We start from the raw sequence: 15,930 nt of genomic DNA on the forward strand, positions 1-15,930 counted from the left end.
TGACCTGCCGTATTCCAGTACCGCTCCAGCATGTGGACTCGGGTGGGCGAGACTGGAGGCATGTGCCGCAGTATCAAGACCCTTCGCCCGCCCGTCATCCCCGAAGAGGCCACCGAGGACGAGATCAGGGCCGCCGCCCTCCAGTACGTCCGCAAGGTCTCCGGCTTCCGCACCCCGGCCGCCCACAACCGCGAGGTCTTCGAACACGCCGTCGACACGATCGCGGCGGCCACGGCCGAACTCCTGGCCGGGATCGAGGTCCGGGGCGGGGGTGGTACGACGACGGCCCGCCGCGCGTCCTGAGGACGCGGCGACGGGCCGTCTTTTAAGGGGCGCGGGGAACTGCGCGACAAGCCCCCACCGGCCCGCGGTCAAAGAACGACCGCACGACCGCACAACCGGGGCGCTAACTCACCGTCCACTTCTGGTTGGCCCCAGTGCCACAGGCCCACAGCACCATCTGCGTACCGTTGGCCGTACCCGCGCCGTACGCGTCCAGGCACAGGCCCGCGTTCACGTTGGTGATCGTGCCGTCGCTGTTGACGTTCCACTTCTGGTTGTTGCCGCCGTGGCAGTCCCAGATGACGACCTTCGTGCCGTTGGTCGTCCCGTTGTTGTAGGCGTCCAGGCACTTGTTGCCGTACACCACGAGTTCCTTGCGTGAGGTGTACGTCCAGGCCTGGTTCCGGCCGCCGTTGCAGTCCCACAGCTCGGCCTGGGTGCCGTTGGTGATCGTGTTGTTGTAGATGTCCAGGCAGCGGCTCGACTGGGTGCCGACGACCAGGTTGCCGTTCGTACCGGGCACCGGCTGGACGGTCAGCGTGCCCAGGGTCGGGCCGTTCGTGACGGCGAGCGTGTTGGCGGCGCCCTTGGAGAGCGAGACCTGGACGGAGATCGTGCCCGGGGTCGAGCCGGTCGGCGGGAAGGACACCGTGGTCGAGGTCTGGCCGTTGACCTTGAGGGTCGCCGTACGGGCCGTGCTCGTGTTGTTCGTGTACGTGAAGTCGGCGACCGCGAGACCGGTGTTCGCCGCGTTCACGGTGGTGTAACTGCCGGCGGAGTTGGGCTCGTACGCGCTGGTCGCCGCCTCCGTGCCGCCGGTGATCGAGAGCAGGACCGAGCCGCCGGCCGGGACACTGGCGGTGTAGCCGGTGGCGTACGAGCCGATGTTCGTACGGCTCCACAGGTCACGGACGGTCGCGGACGCGCTCGTCAGGCCCAGGTCGGCCCAGCGGACGGTGATGTTCTGGGTGGAGGAGGTGCGGTTGAGGAGCACGGCGGCACGCTTGCCGGTGCCGGACAGCACCTTCCCGTACACCTGCGCGCCCGAGACGTCCTCGGCGACCTTGACGCCCTGGAGGCCGCGCGCGTCCTGGTCGACCGCGATGACCTCGGGGTTCTTGAGGATCGCGGCGGACTCGGCGGTCATCGTCGAGAGGTTGTTGCCGGCCAGCAGCGGGGCGCCGGAGATGGCCCACAGCGCCATGTGGGTGCGGTTCTGCGCGGCCGTGAGGCCGGTCATGCCGACCATCAGCATGTCCGGGTCGTTGTAGTAGCCGGTGTGCTGGGCGGTGGGGTGCAGGCCCTGGTCGTAGTTGGACAGCATGTTCGACATCGAGGGGCTGTTGCCCCAGTAGATGATGTCGGTGCTGGTCCGGAACAGGGGCGCGAGGCCCGGGGCCCAGTTCCAGGTGTTCTGGTAGCCCCAGTTGCAGATGGAGAGGGTGAGCGGGCGGCCGGTGGTGGCGGACGCGGTGGCCACCGCGTCGCTGATCGCCTTGTACGTGGTCGCCGCGTCGAGTCCTTCGGCGTCACCGCCGCACCAGTCGACCTTGACGTAGTCGAAGCCCCACTGGGAGAACTGGAGCATGTCCTGGGCGTAGTGGCCCTCGCTGCCGCTGCCCGGGGCGGCGGGGCGGCCCGTCGGGTAGTAGTAGCCGCAGCCGTCCTTGCCGGCGTCCGTGTAGATACCGGCCTTGAGGCCCTTGCTGTGGATGTAGTCGGCGATGGCCTTCATGCCGCCGGGCCACTCGGACTCGTCGATGGTGATGTTGCCGGCACTGTCCCGGGTGCCCTGCCACCAGCCCTCGTCGATGTTGATGTAGTTGTAGCCGGCCGCGGGGAGGCCTGCCGCGACGAACGCGTCGACCTGGCCCTTGATCACGTTGTAGTCGATGACCGCCGCGAAGCTGTTCCAGGAGGCCCAGCCCATGGGGGCGGTGGGGACCGGGATCTGGCGGGTGGAGGCGGCGACGGGGGTGGTGTTGTCGAGGGTGGTGGTCGTGTTCTCGGCCTGCGGCTGGGCGAAGACGAGGGCTGCGGCTGCCGCTGTTGCCAGGGCCAGGGCGCGGATCGCTGTGCGTCTGAAGAAGGATGAGCGCGGCGGGGGGTACATGCGGCTCCCGAGGGGTTTGGTCGGTATTTCGAACTGCGATCGGCGAACCGAACGAGGGGGGCGCGCTGAAATTAGAGCGAGGGGAGGTTGAAGTCAACGGTTGTGACAGAAGGGGTTTTCTCAACCGGGGGAATTCGGACGGGGATTGGGGGGTGAGGGGGTGGGGGGTTCTGTTGTGGGGCGGGCGCGGGCCGCTCGTGGCTGGTTGCGCAGTTCCCCGCGCCCCTTTGGGGCGCGTCTCCTGAACGTCTGACAGTCAGGCGCCCGTTGCCCTCGGGCGGCGCATCAGGAATGCCGCTCCTGCTCCCGCGCCGAACAAGGCCGCCACCGATACGGCCGTTGCCAGCCAGGTCGCGCCCAGCCATTGGCCGCCGAAGTAGCCGAGGGCGACACTGTAGGCGGCCCAGGCGACGCCGGCCACGATGGACCAGGGGAGGAACTCGCCCACTCGGCGGTGGGCGGCGCCGGCGCCGAGGGAGACCACCGAGCGGCCGGCCGGGGCGAAGCGGGCGACGACCACCAGGATGCCGCCGCTGTGGGCGAGGGCCTGGCCGAGACGTTCCTGCGCGCCGGTCAGGCGTCGGGAGCGGGCGATCGCGCGGTCCAGCCGGGCCCCGCCGTGCCAGGCCAGCCGGTACGCCACGAGGTCGCCGAGGACCGATGCCGTGGCCGCGCACAGGGTGAGCGCGAGGATGTCGGGGACCTCCTGCGGCACCTGTCCGGTGGCCGCGCCCGAACCGGCGGCGGCAGCCGTGGCGGCCGTGATGACCAGGACGCCGCTCGGCAGTACCGGCACGAGGACGTCGAACAGGACGGACGCGCCCACCAGGGCGTAGATCCACGGGGTCCCGGTCAGTGACCCCACACTCTCAAGCACCGCAGACTCCCCGTGACTCCCCCGTTCGCCCGATCTCGTGCCGCTACCTCGCGGGGGAGCGGCGGGCGGCGTGTGACAGCCATACAGCGTACGCCTGGGGTCGGACAGGGGATCCACCGGGGGCTCATGTGTTCGCCACACCATGTTCACTCCGACGCACGCGGTGCCCACCCCCTGGATGCGGGGATGGGCACCGGAGCGTGGACCGGGTCGTGTCAGGCCGCTACCGGCGTCTTGTCCCGCGACGTCTTCGTCGCGGACGAGGAGCGCTTCGCGAACAGCCGGTCCACTCCGAAGGCGCCGGAGCCGGTGAAGACCAGCAGGAAGAACGCCCAGCAGAAGGCGGCGGCCAGTTCGCCCTGGTTCTGGATCGGCATGAGGGCGTTGGGCTGGTGGACGTCGAAGTACGCGTACGCCATCGCGCCCGAGGCGATGAACGCGGCGACGCGGGTGCCGAGGCCCAGCAGGACCAGGCTGCCGCCGACCAGTTCGATCACGGCCGCGTACCAGCCGGGCCAGGTGCCGGCCGCGACGGTCTCCTCGCCGCCGAGGACGCCGAAGAGCGAACGGGCGCCGTGGCAGGCGAAGAGCAGGCCGACCACGATCCGGAAGAGGCCGATGGCGTAGGGCTGAGCGTTGTTGAGACGAGCGGACATGTGGGGGATGTCTCCTTCGGTCTGAATCGCTCCGTCCGAGGGACGGGGCGTTCCTGGGGGATGAACCGAGCGGGTAGTCCACCGTAGGGGGGCCTAATCAATGCTTGCAAGTTCAACATTTGGCCACCGCTTTGCCTCCGGGTGGGCCTCCTCCTGTCGTTCCGATTCGTCTGTTTCCGCAGGTGGGAACGCCTGTGAGGTCATACGCAGCACCGCCCGTGCCACCGCGTCCGCGTCCGAGAGCGTGACCGAATCCACGCCTGGGCGGGCCCCGGCAGCGGTCACCCAGTGCACGCCCTCCGTGGGCACCCCGAACGCCAACCTCCGCGCCTGGGGCCGGCCTTGACGGTCCATCAGGAGGTACGGGCGCGGTGTCACGTCCAGTCCGCCCGTTTCGTAGCCGTCGATGACATGAGGCCTCGCTCTGCCCGTCCTCAGGAGCCCGGCGAGCAGGGGGTCGGCCGTGCGGCGCAGGTCGGGCTCCGGCAGCCGTGCCTCGATGAGCGAGGTCACGCGTACGGCCGAGCCCGGCACGTCGGGGGAGTGCGCCACCCAGGCCCCGTCCGCGGCCCGTACGTCGAGGCGGGGACCGAGTATCTCCACCACGCCCGCCGCCACCAGCGCCGTCAGCTCCTCGACGCGTCGCCGGGGCGGACCGATGGACAGGAAGGCGTTGAGCGGGGTGTACCAGCGGTCCAGGTCGTCCCGGCGCGAGTCGCCCGGCAGCCCGCCGTGGTCGACGATCAGCCGCAACTCGTTGCGCACGTCCCGCAGTACGTCCTGGGCGGCCTTCACGGGCCCGTCGACATTGCCCAGCGCGGCCTGGGCGGCGTCCTCGCGCAGATGGGCCAGCAGCCAGCTCCGCCAGGCGGCGGCATCGGGGAAGACCTGTCCGGCGTACGGCCGCGAAATCCGGTCCCAGGACCAGCGGTCGGCCTCCGGAACGCCGAACTCGTCGAGTACGGCGGCCTCTTGGGCGGTGCCGTGCGGGGAGGTGAGGAAGCGGTCCCGGAAGTCGTCGAGCGGGCGGCTCGTGAACTCCCGGGTCCGCAGCAGGGTTTCGTAGTAGACCGTCTCGACCTCCTTCGCCACCAGCGGCCATATCTCCGTGCGGAAGTCGGGTGCCTCGCCGGAGTCGGCGCGTTTGCGGAAGCCGGCTGTCGCCTCGTCGGTGAGGACGAGCGGGGTGTGCCTGCCGTACGGGCCCTTCGCGTTGTCACCGCGCGCCTGGTACGGGATGCCGCGCCGCGAACCGGCGTAGAGGCGGGGTTCGCGTCCGGAGGGCACATAGCGCAGCCCGCCCCCGGGACCCTCGGGCCCGTGCGTGAAACGGCCGCCTCGGCCCGTCGTGAGGAGGGTGAGGTGGTCGAAGAAGTTGAGGCCCAGGCCGCGCAGCAGGACCGGTTCGCCGGGGGCGAGCGGGGAGAGGTCGACGTCGGCCGGGTTGGCGGGCGGGATGTGGCAGAGACCGTGTCCGGTGGCGTACGCGGTGAGGCGCTGCTGTTCCTCGTCCGGGAGGAGGGGGAGGTGGCCCTGGGCGAGGACGACGGCCGAAAGGGCGGACAGGGTACGGCCGTTGGCGAGGGCGAGGGTCTGGCTGCCGTCGGGAGCGTCGTCGAGGCGGATCGCGCGGGTCACGTGGGTCTCGACGCGGACGGCGGGCGGCGCCTCGCGCACGGTCTTCGCGAACACCCACTCCAGGTAACGGCCGTAGTGGGCGCGGGTCGGGTAGTCGTCCGGCCCCAACTCGCCCGTTCCGTCGCCCTCTTCGCGCGCCCACTCGTAGAGGCTGGGGCCCGGACGGACCGGGCCCGAGCAGTCCACGCTGTCGTCGGTGAACAGGGTCACCTGGCAGGCCACGGTGTTCATCAGCAGCCGGGGTGACTGCGAGGTGCGCCAGACCCGGCCCGCGCCCGGCGGGGCCGGGTCGACGACATGGACGGTCAACCGGGCCCCGGGCGCCAGGAGTTCCGGCGCGGAGGCGCAGAGACGCTCCAGCACGCTGGTGCCGCGCGGCCCGGCGCCGACCAGGGCGACGGACACGGAGGGGGGCCGGGGCGTGGCCTCCGGGGCGGTCCTGGACGGCGGCTCGACGGGCGCTGGAGACAAGGGGGGTACTCCCGGGCGTGTGGGGCGCGATGGCAGCAGACCGTCCACTGGAAGCGGACGGTCCGCCTCATCATGCCGCCGGGAGCTGAGAGAGCCGAGCACCGGGGACGGGGATCGCCGCCGGTGTGGGATGCCTCACTGCGGAGGCCTCACCCGCTCAGCTGTGACTCCGTGACCGTCTCCAACTGTGCGCGGCCGCCCTTCTGCTCGCGGACCCGGTCCAGCCGCAGTCGGGCCGAACGGCCGTGCAGGGTCAGGGTCATCAGCATGTTGCCGAACCAGGGGCCGCCCGTCCGGCGCCACTTGACCGGTGGGTGCGGGACCCGGCCGTGCCGGGCGAAGCGGCGGCCCAGGGCGCGGCCAAGACCGCTCCAGCCCAGGCGGAAGCCGACCCTTATGTGGAGGGGGATGGCGTTGTGGACGGGGGAGCAGGTCAGCTGGAGGACGCGCGCGTCCGGGCGGTCGGGCCCGGGCCAGGTGGGCTCGGCCGCGTAGGCGTGGTGGACGTCCCCCGACAGGACCAGGACCGTCGCCGGGGCGTCGGGGCCCGAGCCGGCCTCCGCGATCAGAGCGGCCAGGTCGGCGAACGAGGTGGTGAACGCCGCCCAGTGTTCGAGGTCGGCCGCGCGGCGCAGCTTCTCCCCGAACCGGGCCCAGCGGGCGCCCCGTTCGCCCCGGCACAGGGCCTCGTCCCAGGCCTCGGCGTCGTGCACGAGGTGGGGAAGGAGCCAGGGCAGCGAGGTGCCGATGAGGAGGTGGTCGTACGAGCCGGGGGCGTCCAGCGCCTGCTCCCGCACCCATTCCGCCTCGCCCGGGTCCAGCATCGCGCGGCTGTCCTCGTCGAGCACCCGGGCCGCTCTGCTGTCCACCATCAGCAGGCGTACGCGGCCGAGGTCGCGCCGGTAGCTCCAGCGGACCGAGGCGGCGTCGGCGTCCGCCTTGGCGGCGAAGGCGCGCAGGACGTCCGTACCGTCGGGACTCTCGCGTACGGCCGCGTACAGCGGGTCGGCGGCGAGTTCGGCCGGGGTGAGGTTGCCCAGGTGCTGGTGCACCCAGTAGGACATCAGACCGCTCAGCAGCCGCTCGCGCCACCACGGGGTCTCCCGCATGTCGGCCAGCCAGGCCGCGCTGGTGTTCCAGTCGTCGATGACGTCGTGATCGTCGAAGATCATGCAGGTGGGGACGGTGGACAGCAGCCAGCGGACCTCGGGGTCGAGCCAGGACTCGTAGTAGAGGTGGGTGTACTCCTCGTAGTCCGCGACCTGCGCGCCCGGCGGTTCGGACAGATCGCGGCGGGCGGCCAGCCAGCGGCGGGTGGCGTCGGACACCTCGTCGGCGTACACCTGGTCGCCCAACAGCAGGAGCACGTCCGGGCGTTCGGCCGTGGGGTCGGCGGCCATGCGCGCGGCCAGGGTGTCCAGGGCGTCCGCGCCGACCGGGTCCTTGTCGTCGACGGGCGGCGCGGCCCATCGGCAGGAGCCGAAGGCGACCCGGAACCCGTCGCCCTCCCCCTCGCCCGCTCCGTCCTCGGCGGTGCGGATGACGGAGGGCGGGAAGGGCGAGTCGGGCAGCGGCCACACCCGGACGCCGTCCAGGAACACCTCGTACGGTGTCGTCGTGCCCGGCGCGAGGCCGGTCACCGGGATCAGCGCGTAGTGGTGGCCCGCGACCTGGAAGGTGCGGGCCGTGCCGCCGCCGGCACCCTCTGGACAGCGCGCCTCGGCGACGCACGGGCGGCTTGCCTCGACCCAGATGGTCGCGGCCGAGTCGTCGGCGTACCTCAGCAGCGGTCCCAGGCGAAGTGTCGCCACGTGATCACCCTCCTCCGTCGCACCGTACGGTACGGACGACGGGGGAGGGCGGGGAGGTTCCGTGCATGGTGCATTTGGTTGGCGGGTCGGCCGATGGCCTGTTCAGTGGCCGAACGGCCGACCGCCGCTCAGGAGTTGATCAGCAGCTGGCGAGGTAGCTCGTGAGCGCGCTCTTCTCGGCCGAGTCGACCGAGAGGTCGTAGTAGTACTTCACCTGGACCCAGGCGCGGACGTACGTGCAGGTGTACGCGGTGCGCGAGGGCATCCACTCGGCCGGGTCCTGGTCGCTCTTCTGCTGGTTCACGTTGTCCGTGACCGCGATGAGCTGGGGCCGGGTGAGGTCGTTGGCGAACGCCTGACGCTGGGCGGTGGTCCAGCTGTCGGCGCCCGAGTCCCAGGCCTCGGCGAGCGGTACGAGGTGATCGATGTCGAGGTCGGAGGCGGCGGTCCAGGTGGCGCCGTCGTAGACGGAGTACCACGAGCCGCTGGTGGCGGCGCAGGCGGAGCTGGTGACGACGTTCGTACCGTCCCGCTTCAGGACCGTCTCACGGGTGTTGCAGGTGCCGGAGATGGTGATCCAGTGCGGGAACAGGTCGCGGTCGTAGCCGGTGCGGTCCTCGGTCGCCACGGTGAGCGAGGCGAGGTAGGTACGGGCGGTGGCGGCGCTGACCGGGGTGGGGAGAGCGGCGGAGGCGGTCGGACCGTTGAAAAGTCCGACCGAGGCTATGAGTCCGGTGAGAGCGGCGAGTATGCTGAGCCGTCGACGCGCGTAGAACTTCGGCATGCGAACTCCCTCGGGGGATGGGGATGTTGAACGCGAGCGAGTGAATGGTCGCGTCGCAGTGTTGCCGGGGAATGAGCGTTGGGTAAGAAGTTAGTGACGTGCACATGTCAAGGCAAGGTGTCGGGGGACTGATTTCCTCGGGCACGGGATGGCCGGGGCGGATGATGCGGTTGGTTCCCCTGATCCCGTAACAGGCCTGAATGGTGCGAAAAGTGACGCCGTTTCGGACACCCGGCCCGGACGTGAGGGCTACCGTGAAATCCAGGACCCGCGGGTCACGGGGGCGCGCGGGATCCGCTGGGGGCTGCGATGGATCCGCTGGCGGTAGCGGTGGGAACGGCACTTGTCGGGGCGATGGCCACCGACTCCTGGCAGCAGGCGAAACGGGCGCTCGTCGCACTGTGGCGCCGGGTGCGGCCGGAGGCGGAAGTCGACACGGTGGGCGCGGAGTTCGGGCAGGCGCGTACGCGGTTGCTGGCGGCGCTGGAGGGCGGGGCGGCCCCGGGTGCGGCCCCCGGCGTCGATTCTGGCGTCACCTCCGGTGCGGTGTCCGGCGTGGTGGCCGCGCTGGAGACGGACTGGCAGTTCCGGCTGCATCTGCTGTTGCGTGAACACCCGGACCTCGCCGGGGAGTTGCGGCGCGTACTGGACGCCGAACTGACCCCGCTGCTGCCCGAGGAGGGCGGCACCCGGGGCGGCACGGTGGTGATGAAGGCCCAGGCGTCCGGTTCGGGGCGGGTGTACCAGGCGGGTCGGGATCAGCACATCACGGAGCGGTGAGCGAGGCCCGGCCGGGCCGTACGCCGGATCTGCCCCTGGCGCCTCCCGGCTCCTGTGTCTGACCCGTCGCGTACGATGGACGCCGCAGAAGGGGAGTAGCTCTTCGCCGGACCGTCGACATACTGCTCAGCTCGTCTGAGCCGGCGCCCGGAGGCAGGCCGTGTGTGGCCTGCCAGCGAGACCTTCGGCCAGTAGTGCACTGACTGTGTGCTGCCGTGCCGAGGTGTCGTTCAGCGGTAACACTCTCGGTGGGGCGGCCCCTACCGATTGAGGAACCTTGATCAGCTTCACCGTGACGGCGCTGGTTTTCGGCGTCGTCTTCCTTGCCGAACTGCCGGACAAGACCGCCCTCGCCGGGCTCGTCCTCGGCACCCGTTATCGCGCCTCGTACGTCTTCGCCGGCGTCGCGGCCGCGTTCGCGCTGCATGTCGTGCTCGCCGTCGCGGCGGGCAGCGTGCTCACCCTGCTGCCGCAGCAGCTCGTCCACGCGCTGACCGGTGTGCTCTTCCTGGGCGGGGCGGCCGTGCTGCTCATGAAGAAGGGGGAGGACGAGGCCGAGGTACGGCGGCCCGAGGACCAGTCCTTCTGGAAGGTGTCCGGGGCCGGTTTCATGCTCATCCTCGTCGCCGAGTTCGGCGATCTCACGCAGATCATGACCGCCAACCTCGCCGCCCGCTATGACGACCCGCTCTCCGTCGGGCTCGGTGCGGTGCTCGCGCTGTGGGCGGTGGCCGGGCTCGGGATCGTGGGTGGGCGCGCGCTGATGAAGCGGGTGCCGCTGGAGCTGATCACCAAGATCGCGGCCGTGCTGATGCTGGCGCTCGGGGTGTGGAGTCTTTGGGAGGCGGTGGCTGGGTAGGGAGGGAGGGGGTACGGGGTGTGGGTGGGGGCGCTTCGTAGGTGGCGTGTTGGTGAACTGTTGCCGAAGGCGGTAGCGGGCGGCGTCCTTTCTTTTGTACCGTGTGGGAACAAAGTGGCTCCCGCCCGTTTTCCCTGACCGGCGGGCGGGGCCGCCTTGGTCCCGTACCTGTGCTGTCCTGTGCCGTGCCGTGCCTTGGAGTCTGCCGATGACGGTCCCCGTCGTGCTCACCGCCCGTGCCCTTCTCCTCGACATGGACGGCACCCTCGTCAACTCGGATGCCGTCGTCGAACGCATCTGGCGGCGCTGGGCCGATCGGCACGGGCTGGAGGGCGACGAGGTGATGAAGGTGGCGCATGGGCGGCAGGGGTATGCCTCCATGGCCGTGCTGTTGCCCGATCGGCCTGTGGAGCAGAATCACGCGGACAATGCGCGCATGCTCGCGGAGGAGACCGCGGATCTGGACGGTGTCGTCGCGATACCGGGTGCCGGGGCGTTCCTGGAGTCTTTGCGGGGGCTTCCGCATGCGTTGGTGACCTCGGCCGATGTTGCTCTGTCGACCGCGCGGATGGCTGCGGCGGGGTTGGCGTTGCCGGATGTCCGGGTGACGGCCGAGTCCGTCGGGGCGAGCAAGCCGGATCCTGAGGGGTTTTTGAAGGGGGCGGCTGAATTGGGGGTCGACCCTGGGGATTGTTTGGTGTTCGAGGATTCTGGGGCGGGGATCTCGGCGGGGCGCTCCGCGGGGATGCGGGTGGTGGGGGTTGGGCCTCGGGCCCACTTTCACCGGCCTGATGTGGTGGTGGCGGATCTGAGTGGGGTGCGGGTTGAGAGTGTGGGGGGCGGGGAGTTGCGGGTGTACGTCGGCTGAGTGGTCTGTGGGGGAGGGGTGTGTTGAGGGTGCGGGCCCGGTGGGGGCTGGTCGCGCAGTTCCTCGCGCCCCTTTGGGGCGCGGGTCGAGGCGCGGGTGAACCTCAGGTGTTTCTCCCGTGTCTACCTCGGCCGCGGGTCCGTCGTGGCTGGTCGCGCAGTTCCCCGCGCCCCTGAAAGCCGGGCCGTTTGCGGCTCTGGCGTTAATGGCGCCCCGCACCGCCCCTGAAAGCGGGTCCGGCTGCGGTTCTCGCGTTTTGATGCCCCGCGTCGCCCCTGAAGGCCGGGTCCGTCTACCGCTCTCGCGGGTTTGGTGCCCCGTGCCACCCGTGCCGCCCGCCTCGCCTCACGGTTCCGTTGTTTCTGATTCCAGTCGTTCTCGGGTTGTCCTGTCGTACACGCCCGGTTCTTCCGTGTCGATGTTGCGGGTCGTCTGGTAGGCGGTCACCGCGTTTTCGACGTTGTCGTCGTAGACGCCGTCGAGGTCGTTGACGTAGAGCGCCAACTGGCGGAGTCGCAGCTGGAGTTCCAGGACCTCGTCGCCGTGGTCGCCGGGGCGTAGGACGGGCGCTGTTTCCTTGTCGTCGTTGCCGGGGTCCGGGGTGATCGTGCCGGTGGCCTGGGCCGTTGTGGGGGCCTGGCTCGGGGTGGCCGACCTGGTCGGGGTCGGGGCGGCGGAGGTGAGGGTGGGGGTGGGGGGTGAGGTCTCGCTGGGGGTCGGGGTCGGGGAGGGGGACGCCGACTCCGATGCTGTGGGGCTGCTTGAGGGGGTGGGAGATGCCGCGCTGGTCGTCGCGGCCGGCACGCTCTCCCGTACCTCTTGGGCGGCCGTGTTGTTCCGGGACGGCTTGTCGTACGTGAACATCCCGCCGGCCAGTCCGCCCGCCGCCAGGATCACGATGACCGCTCCGGCGGCGCCCAGGAGGAGGATCCGGGGGCGGTTTCCCGGGCTCTCGGCCTGCTCGTCGTCCTCTGTGGGGGTGTCCGGGGGCAGCGGTAGTGCCGGTACCGCAGGTATCGCCGCCGTCGCCGCCTCGTCCGCCCAGCCGGGGTCCGGGGGCACCGCCGGCAGCGGCATCGTCACGTCCGCCGCCGGGTCGGGCGGTGCTGCGGGGGTCTCCGGGGTCAGTTCCACGTACGGGCGTATGCGCAGGGGATCGAAATCCTCCGCAGCCGCTGCCTCCGCCGTGCGGTTCTCTATGTGGGCGTCGGCCGCGCGTTCGGCGCAGGCGCAGGAGGGCGTGTTGTCGGCTCCCCGGGGTGCGCCGCACTCCGGACACACATGCCCCTTCGGATCGTTCACTGCGCGTCTGTTCCTTCCCCGTACGAACCCCCGTACGAATCCCAGAGATTATCCGGCGCTCCTTCACACCATCTCCCGTAAGCCCCCGGAATCCGGGGTTCCGCAGAATCTCGTGCGGATTCGACAGGCCATAACCGGTCACACCACCCACGATGGGGGTGTAACGAGAGTCACTGGAGGACTTCATGGCCGGGGAAGCGCGCGGTAGGACGGGAGATGTGGCGGACGAAAGGCGGACGGCACCCGGATCCGAACACGTGCCCGGGAACGTTCTCGTCTCCATCGGCGCCCTGCTGCTCGGCATGCTGCTCGCCGCCCTCGACCAGACCATCGTGTCGACCGCGCTGCCGACCATCGTCAGCGACCTCGGCGGCATGGACCACCTGTCGTGGGTGGTCACCGCCTATCTGCTCGCCTCCACCGCCGCGACCCCCCTCTGGGGCAAGCTCGGCGACCAGTACGGCCGGAAACAGTTGTTCCAGGCCGCGATCGTGATCTTTCTCATCGGCTCCGCGCTCTGCGGCATGGCGCAGAACATGCCCCAGCTGATCGGGTTCCGGGCCTTGCAGGGGCTCGGCGGCGGTGGGCTGATGGTGCTGTCGATGGCGATCGTGGGGGATCTGGTCCCGCCGCGCGAACGTGGGCGCTATCAAGGGTTGTTCGGTGCCGTCTTCGGGGCCACCAGCGTGCTGGGGCCGCTGCTCGGCGGGCTCTTCACCGAACACCTCAGCTGGCGCTGGGTGTTCTACGTCAACCTGCCCGTCGGCGCCGTCGCCCTCGCCGTCATCGCGACCGTCCTGCGCATCCCGCGCCGGTCCGAACGGCACGTCATCGACTACCTCGGTACCCTTCTCATCGCCTCCGTCGCCACCTGTCTGATCCTCGTCACCTCGCTCGGCGCCTCCTGGGGGTGGGGATCGGCGCGGATCGTCGGTCTGGCGGTGCTGGGGGTCGTTCTCGCCTTCTGCTTCGTTCTCGCCGAGCGGCGGGCGGCCGAACCCGTCCTCCCGCTCAAGCTGTTCCGGCTGCGCACCTTCACCCTCACCGCCGTCATCAGCTTCATCGTCGGCTTCGCCATGTTCGGCGCGATGACCTATCTGCCGACCTTCCTCCAGGTCGTCCAGGGCGTCTCCCCGACCATGTCCGGCGTGCACATGCTGCCGATGGTGCTCGGGCTGCTCGTCGCCTCCACCGTCTCCGGGCAGATCGTCAGCCGTACGGGCCGCTGGAAGGTGTTCCCCATCGCCGGCACCGGCGTCACCGCCCTCGGCCTCCTCCTGCTCCACCAGCTCGACGAGCACAGCTCCACCGGCGAGATGAGCGCCTACTTCCTCGTCTTCGGCCTGGGCCTCGGCCTGGTCATGCAGGTCCTGGTGCTGATCGTGCAGAACGCGGTCTCGTACGAGGACCTGGGCGTCGCCACCTCCGGCGCCACCTTCTTCCGCTCCATCGGCGCCTCCTTCGGCGTGGCCGTCTTCGGTACGGTCTTCTCCAGCCGCCTCGGCGACAAGCTCACGGACGCCTTCCGGGGCGTCCAACTGCCCACCGGGGTCTCGGTGGACGCCCTGGAGGCCGACCCGCGCGGCATCGCCGCCCTCCCCTCGGCGGTGCGCCCGGCCGCCCTGGAGGCGTACGCGTCCGCCATCACCGACGTCTTCCTGTACGCCGCCCCGGTCGCCGTTCTCGGCTTCGTCCTCGCCTGGTTCCTGCGCGAGGACCGGCTGCGCGGCTCGGTGACCGCCCCCGACGTCACCGAGACCCTCGCCAGCAACCCCGTCCAGCGGTCGTCGTACGACGAGGTGTGCCGTGCGCTGTCCGTGCTCGGCACCCGCGAGGGGCGCCGCGAGATCTACCGGACCATCACCGCGAAGGCCGGCTACGACCTGTACCCGGCGGCGAGCTGGCTGCTGTTGCGCATCCGGCGGTACGGCTGGGCCGAGCCCTCGGTGCTGGCCGAGCGCAGCTCCGTACCGCTGACCGTGATCATCGAGGCCGCCCGGCAGGTCGAGGAACGGCGGCTCGGGGTGCGCGAGGGACTCGACCTGGTTCTCACCGACGAGGGCCGCGTGGTCGCCGAACGGCTCGCGCAGGCCCGTGAGGAGTCCCTGGCCGAGCTGCTGGGCGACTGGTGGGGACCGGACCGGCCCACCGACCTGGTCCAGCTGGTGAAGCTGCTGAACGAGGAGCTGTGCGGCTCGGACGCGGAACAGCCGCACAACGGCTCGGCGGACAGGGCCGGTTGAGGACCGGCCGGAGCTGTCCGCACTCCGCGGTCGTCGGGCTCGTCCGGTCAGGTTCTTTCGGTCAGGCTCTTCCGGAACCAGTGCTCGGCGTACTTGTCGTCGTTGTGGGGCTCGGTCTCCGCATAACCCAGGCGCGTGTACAGGGCGCGTGCCTCGACCAGGTCGGCGCGGGTGTCGAGGACCAGATGCCGGGCGCCGAGGGCCCGTGCCGTGTCCTCCGCCGCCGCCACGAGGAGCGTGGCGGCGCCCTTGCCGCGCATCCCCTCGTACAGGAAGACCCGGGTCAGCTCGGCGGTCGTGGCGTCGAGAAGCCGTACGCCCGCACTGCCGGCCGGCTCACCCCCGTACCGGGCGACGAGCAACTGCCCGCCGGGCGGGGCCAGTTCGGCACCCGAGCAGGCCGCGACCTCCCGTTCCAGCTCACCGGGGTCCGTACGCCTGCCCTCGTGCAGGAGGTACCAGCGGTCGCTGACCTCCGTGTAGTACGCCCGCCAGAGCGCGAGGGCGACGGGGGAGTCGAAGGGCTCCGGGGCAACGGTCCAGGTCATGGGCGGCATTCTCCACCGGGTCGTTTGGGGAGCGGCTTCGGGGCAACCCGGATTCTGACGGGAAGTCGGTAGAGGAGATTCGGAAGGCATCATGTCCACAGGAGTGTTCATCGTTCTGATCGTGATCGTCGTCGTCGCGGCCCTCGCCGTGGGCGCGGTCACCCTGAACCGGCGGGCCGCCGGTACCCACGGCCCACGGAATCTGAAACGGCGCTTCGGGCCCGAGTACGAGCGGGCCGTCTCCCGGCACGACGGGGACACCAAGGCGGCCGACCACGAACTCGCCGAACGCGTCCAACGCCACGGCGACCTGCGGGAACGGCCGCTGGAGCCCGCCGAGCGCGAACGGTTCGCGGCCCGCTGGGCAGCCGCGCAGGAACACTTCGTCGAGTCGCCGCAGCAGGCGGTCGCCGACGCGGACCTGCTCCTCGCCGAGCTGGCCGGCGCCCGTGGCTTCCCCGACGGCGGCCAGTACGAGGACCAGCTCGACGCGCTCTCCGTGCACCACGCCCACCATGTGCACGGCTACCGGCGCGTGCACAGCGCCGCCCACGAGAACCAGCCCGACACGGAGGAGATGCGCACGGCCATGATCGAGGCCCGCGCCTTCTTCGACGACCTGGTCGGCCAGGGGGAGCACCCCCGGCCGAAGTCCAAGTCACGACTCGACAAGCTTCAGTTAAAGGGGAGTTGACCCA

The 15,930-nt window shown here is 70.7% G+C and carries 14 protein-coding genes; 6 read left to right on the forward strand and 8 right to left on the reverse strand.

Annotation, left to right across the window (positions count from 1 at the left end; all coding sequences use genetic code 11):
• Nucleotides 1-60: 60 nt before the first annotated feature.
• Nucleotides 61-303: a DUF2277 domain-containing protein gene (locus OG787_RS35230; RefSeq protein ID WP_405537911.1), complete on the forward strand. Its 243-nt coding sequence runs from the start codon at nt 61-63 to the stop codon at nt 301-303.
• 103 nt (nt 304-406) lie between these two features.
• On the opposite strand, the gene OG787_RS35235 is transcribed toward OG787_RS35230, so the two are convergent.
• From OG787_RS35235 to OG787_RS35260, 6 genes are all read right to left on the reverse strand, one after another.
• On the reverse strand, nt 407-2,395 hold the full coding sequence (locus tag OG787_RS35235; RefSeq protein WP_405537912.1) for an RICIN domain-containing protein: 1,989 nt from the start codon (nt 2,393-2,395) through the stop codon (nt 407-409).
• A 256-nt stretch (nt 2,396-2,651) separates the two neighbouring features.
• On the reverse strand, nt 2,652-3,272 hold the full coding sequence (locus tag OG787_RS35240; protein ID WP_405537913.1) for a DedA family protein: 621 nt from the start codon (nt 3,270-3,272) through the stop codon (nt 2,652-2,654).
• Nucleotides 3,273-3,487: 215 nt separating this feature from the next.
• A complete protein-coding gene (locus OG787_RS35245; RefSeq protein ID WP_405537915.1) occupies nt 3,488-3,928 on the reverse strand; it encodes a DoxX family protein in 441 nt (146 codons plus the stop codon).
• Nucleotides 3,929-4,021: 93 nt separating this feature from the next.
• Nucleotides 4,022-5,971, reverse strand: a complete 1,950-nt coding sequence (locus tag OG787_RS35250) for an FAD/NAD(P)-binding protein (protein ID WP_405540683.1) — start codon at nt 5,969-5,971, stop codon at nt 4,022-4,024.
• A gap of 215 nt (nt 5,972-6,186) precedes the next feature.
• Complete coding sequence (locus tag OG787_RS35255) at nt 6,187-7,848, reverse strand: alkaline phosphatase D family protein (RefSeq protein ID WP_369034528.1); 1,662 nt, start codon at nt 7,846-7,848, stop codon at nt 6,187-6,189.
• A gap of 139 nt (nt 7,849-7,987) precedes the next feature.
• Nucleotides 7,988-8,632, reverse strand: coding sequence for an HNH endonuclease family protein (locus OG787_RS35260; RefSeq protein WP_369034527.1), 645 nt, complete (start codon nt 8,630-8,632; stop codon nt 7,988-7,990).
• Between the two features lie 309 nt (nt 8,633-8,941).
• Between OG787_RS35260 and OG787_RS35265 the strand changes: the two genes are divergently transcribed.
• From OG787_RS35265 to OG787_RS35275, 3 genes are all read left to right on the forward strand, one after another.
• Nucleotides 8,942-9,412 (forward strand): hypothetical protein, encoded by a 471-nt coding sequence (locus OG787_RS35265; RefSeq protein WP_405537917.1) that lies wholly within the window; start codon nt 8,942-8,944, stop codon nt 9,410-9,412.
• A 277-nt stretch (nt 9,413-9,689) separates the two neighbouring features.
• Nucleotides 9,690-10,271, forward strand: a complete 582-nt coding sequence (locus OG787_RS35270; RefSeq protein ID WP_235479473.1) for a TMEM165/GDT1 family protein — start codon at nt 9,690-9,692, stop codon at nt 10,269-10,271.
• A 208-nt stretch (nt 10,272-10,479) separates the two neighbouring features.
• The gene (locus OG787_RS35275) at nt 10,480-11,139 is read left to right on the forward strand and encodes an HAD family hydrolase (protein WP_405537918.1); all 660 of its coding nucleotides are present in this window, start codon (nt 10,480-10,482) and stop codon (nt 11,137-11,139) included.
• 345 nt (nt 11,140-11,484) lie between these two features.
• Here OG787_RS35275 and OG787_RS35280 read toward each other — a convergent pair whose 3' ends face one another.
• Complete coding sequence (locus OG787_RS35280; protein WP_369034525.1) at nt 11,485-12,441, reverse strand: peptidoglycan-binding protein; 957 nt, start codon at nt 12,439-12,441, stop codon at nt 11,485-11,487.
• A gap of 185 nt (nt 12,442-12,626) precedes the next feature.
• On the opposite strand from OG787_RS35280, the gene OG787_RS35285 reads away from it, so the two are divergent.
• Complete coding sequence (locus tag OG787_RS35285; RefSeq protein WP_369034524.1) at nt 12,627-14,684, forward strand: DHA2 family efflux MFS transporter permease subunit; 2,058 nt, start codon at nt 12,627-12,629, stop codon at nt 14,682-14,684.
• A gap of 47 nt (nt 14,685-14,731) precedes the next feature.
• Here OG787_RS35285 and OG787_RS35290 read toward each other — a convergent pair whose 3' ends face one another.
• Nucleotides 14,732-15,241 (reverse strand): GNAT family N-acetyltransferase, encoded by a 510-nt coding sequence (locus OG787_RS35290; protein WP_405537919.1) that lies wholly within the window; start codon nt 15,239-15,241, stop codon nt 14,732-14,734.
• Between the two features lie 82 nt (nt 15,242-15,323).
• On the opposite strand from OG787_RS35290, the gene OG787_RS35295 reads away from it, so the two are divergent.
• Entirely contained in the window at nt 15,324-15,926 is a 603-nt protein-coding gene (locus tag OG787_RS35295) for a hypothetical protein (RefSeq protein WP_369034522.1), read from the forward strand.
• The last annotated feature ends 4 nt before the right edge of the window (nt 15,927-15,930 follow it).

Source organism: Streptomyces sp. NBC_00075 (assembly GCF_045041225.1).
In the GTDB taxonomy this organism is placed as follows: Bacteria; Actinomycetota; Actinomycetes; order Streptomycetales; family Streptomycetaceae; genus Streptomyces; species Streptomyces adonidis.

Excerpts from the sequence above, each read along its gene's own strand:
- OG787_RS35230 (WP_405537911.1), top strand. The coding sequence starts at position 61 with ATGTGCCGCAGTATCAAGACCCTTCGCCCGCCCGTCATCCCCGAAGAG.
- OG787_RS35235 (WP_405537912.1), bottom strand. The coding sequence starts at position 2,395 with ATGTACCCCCCGCCGCGCTCATCCTTCTTCAGACGCACAGCGATCCGC.
- OG787_RS35245 (WP_405537915.1), bottom strand. The coding sequence starts at position 3,928 with ATGTCCGCTCGTCTCAACAACGCTCAGCCCTACGCCATCGGCCTCTTC.
- OG787_RS35260 (WP_369034527.1), bottom strand. The coding sequence starts at position 8,632 with ATGCCGAAGTTCTACGCGCGTCGACGGCTCAGCATACTCGCCGCTCTC.
- OG787_RS35265 (WP_405537917.1), top strand. The coding sequence starts at position 8,942 with ATGGATCCGCTGGCGGTAGCGGTGGGAACGGCACTTGTCGGGGCGATG.
- OG787_RS35275 (WP_405537918.1), top strand. The coding sequence starts at position 10,480 with ATGACGGTCCCCGTCGTGCTCACCGCCCGTGCCCTTCTCCTCGACATG.
- OG787_RS35285 (WP_369034524.1), top strand. The coding sequence starts at position 12,627 with ATGGCCGGGGAAGCGCGCGGTAGGACGGGAGATGTGGCGGACGAAAGG.
- OG787_RS35290 (WP_405537919.1), bottom strand. The coding sequence starts at position 15,241 with ATGCCGCCCATGACCTGGACCGTTGCCCCGGAGCCCTTCGACTCCCCC.
- OG787_RS35295 (WP_369034522.1), top strand. The coding sequence starts at position 15,324 with ATGTCCACAGGAGTGTTCATCGTTCTGATCGTGATCGTCGTCGTCGCG.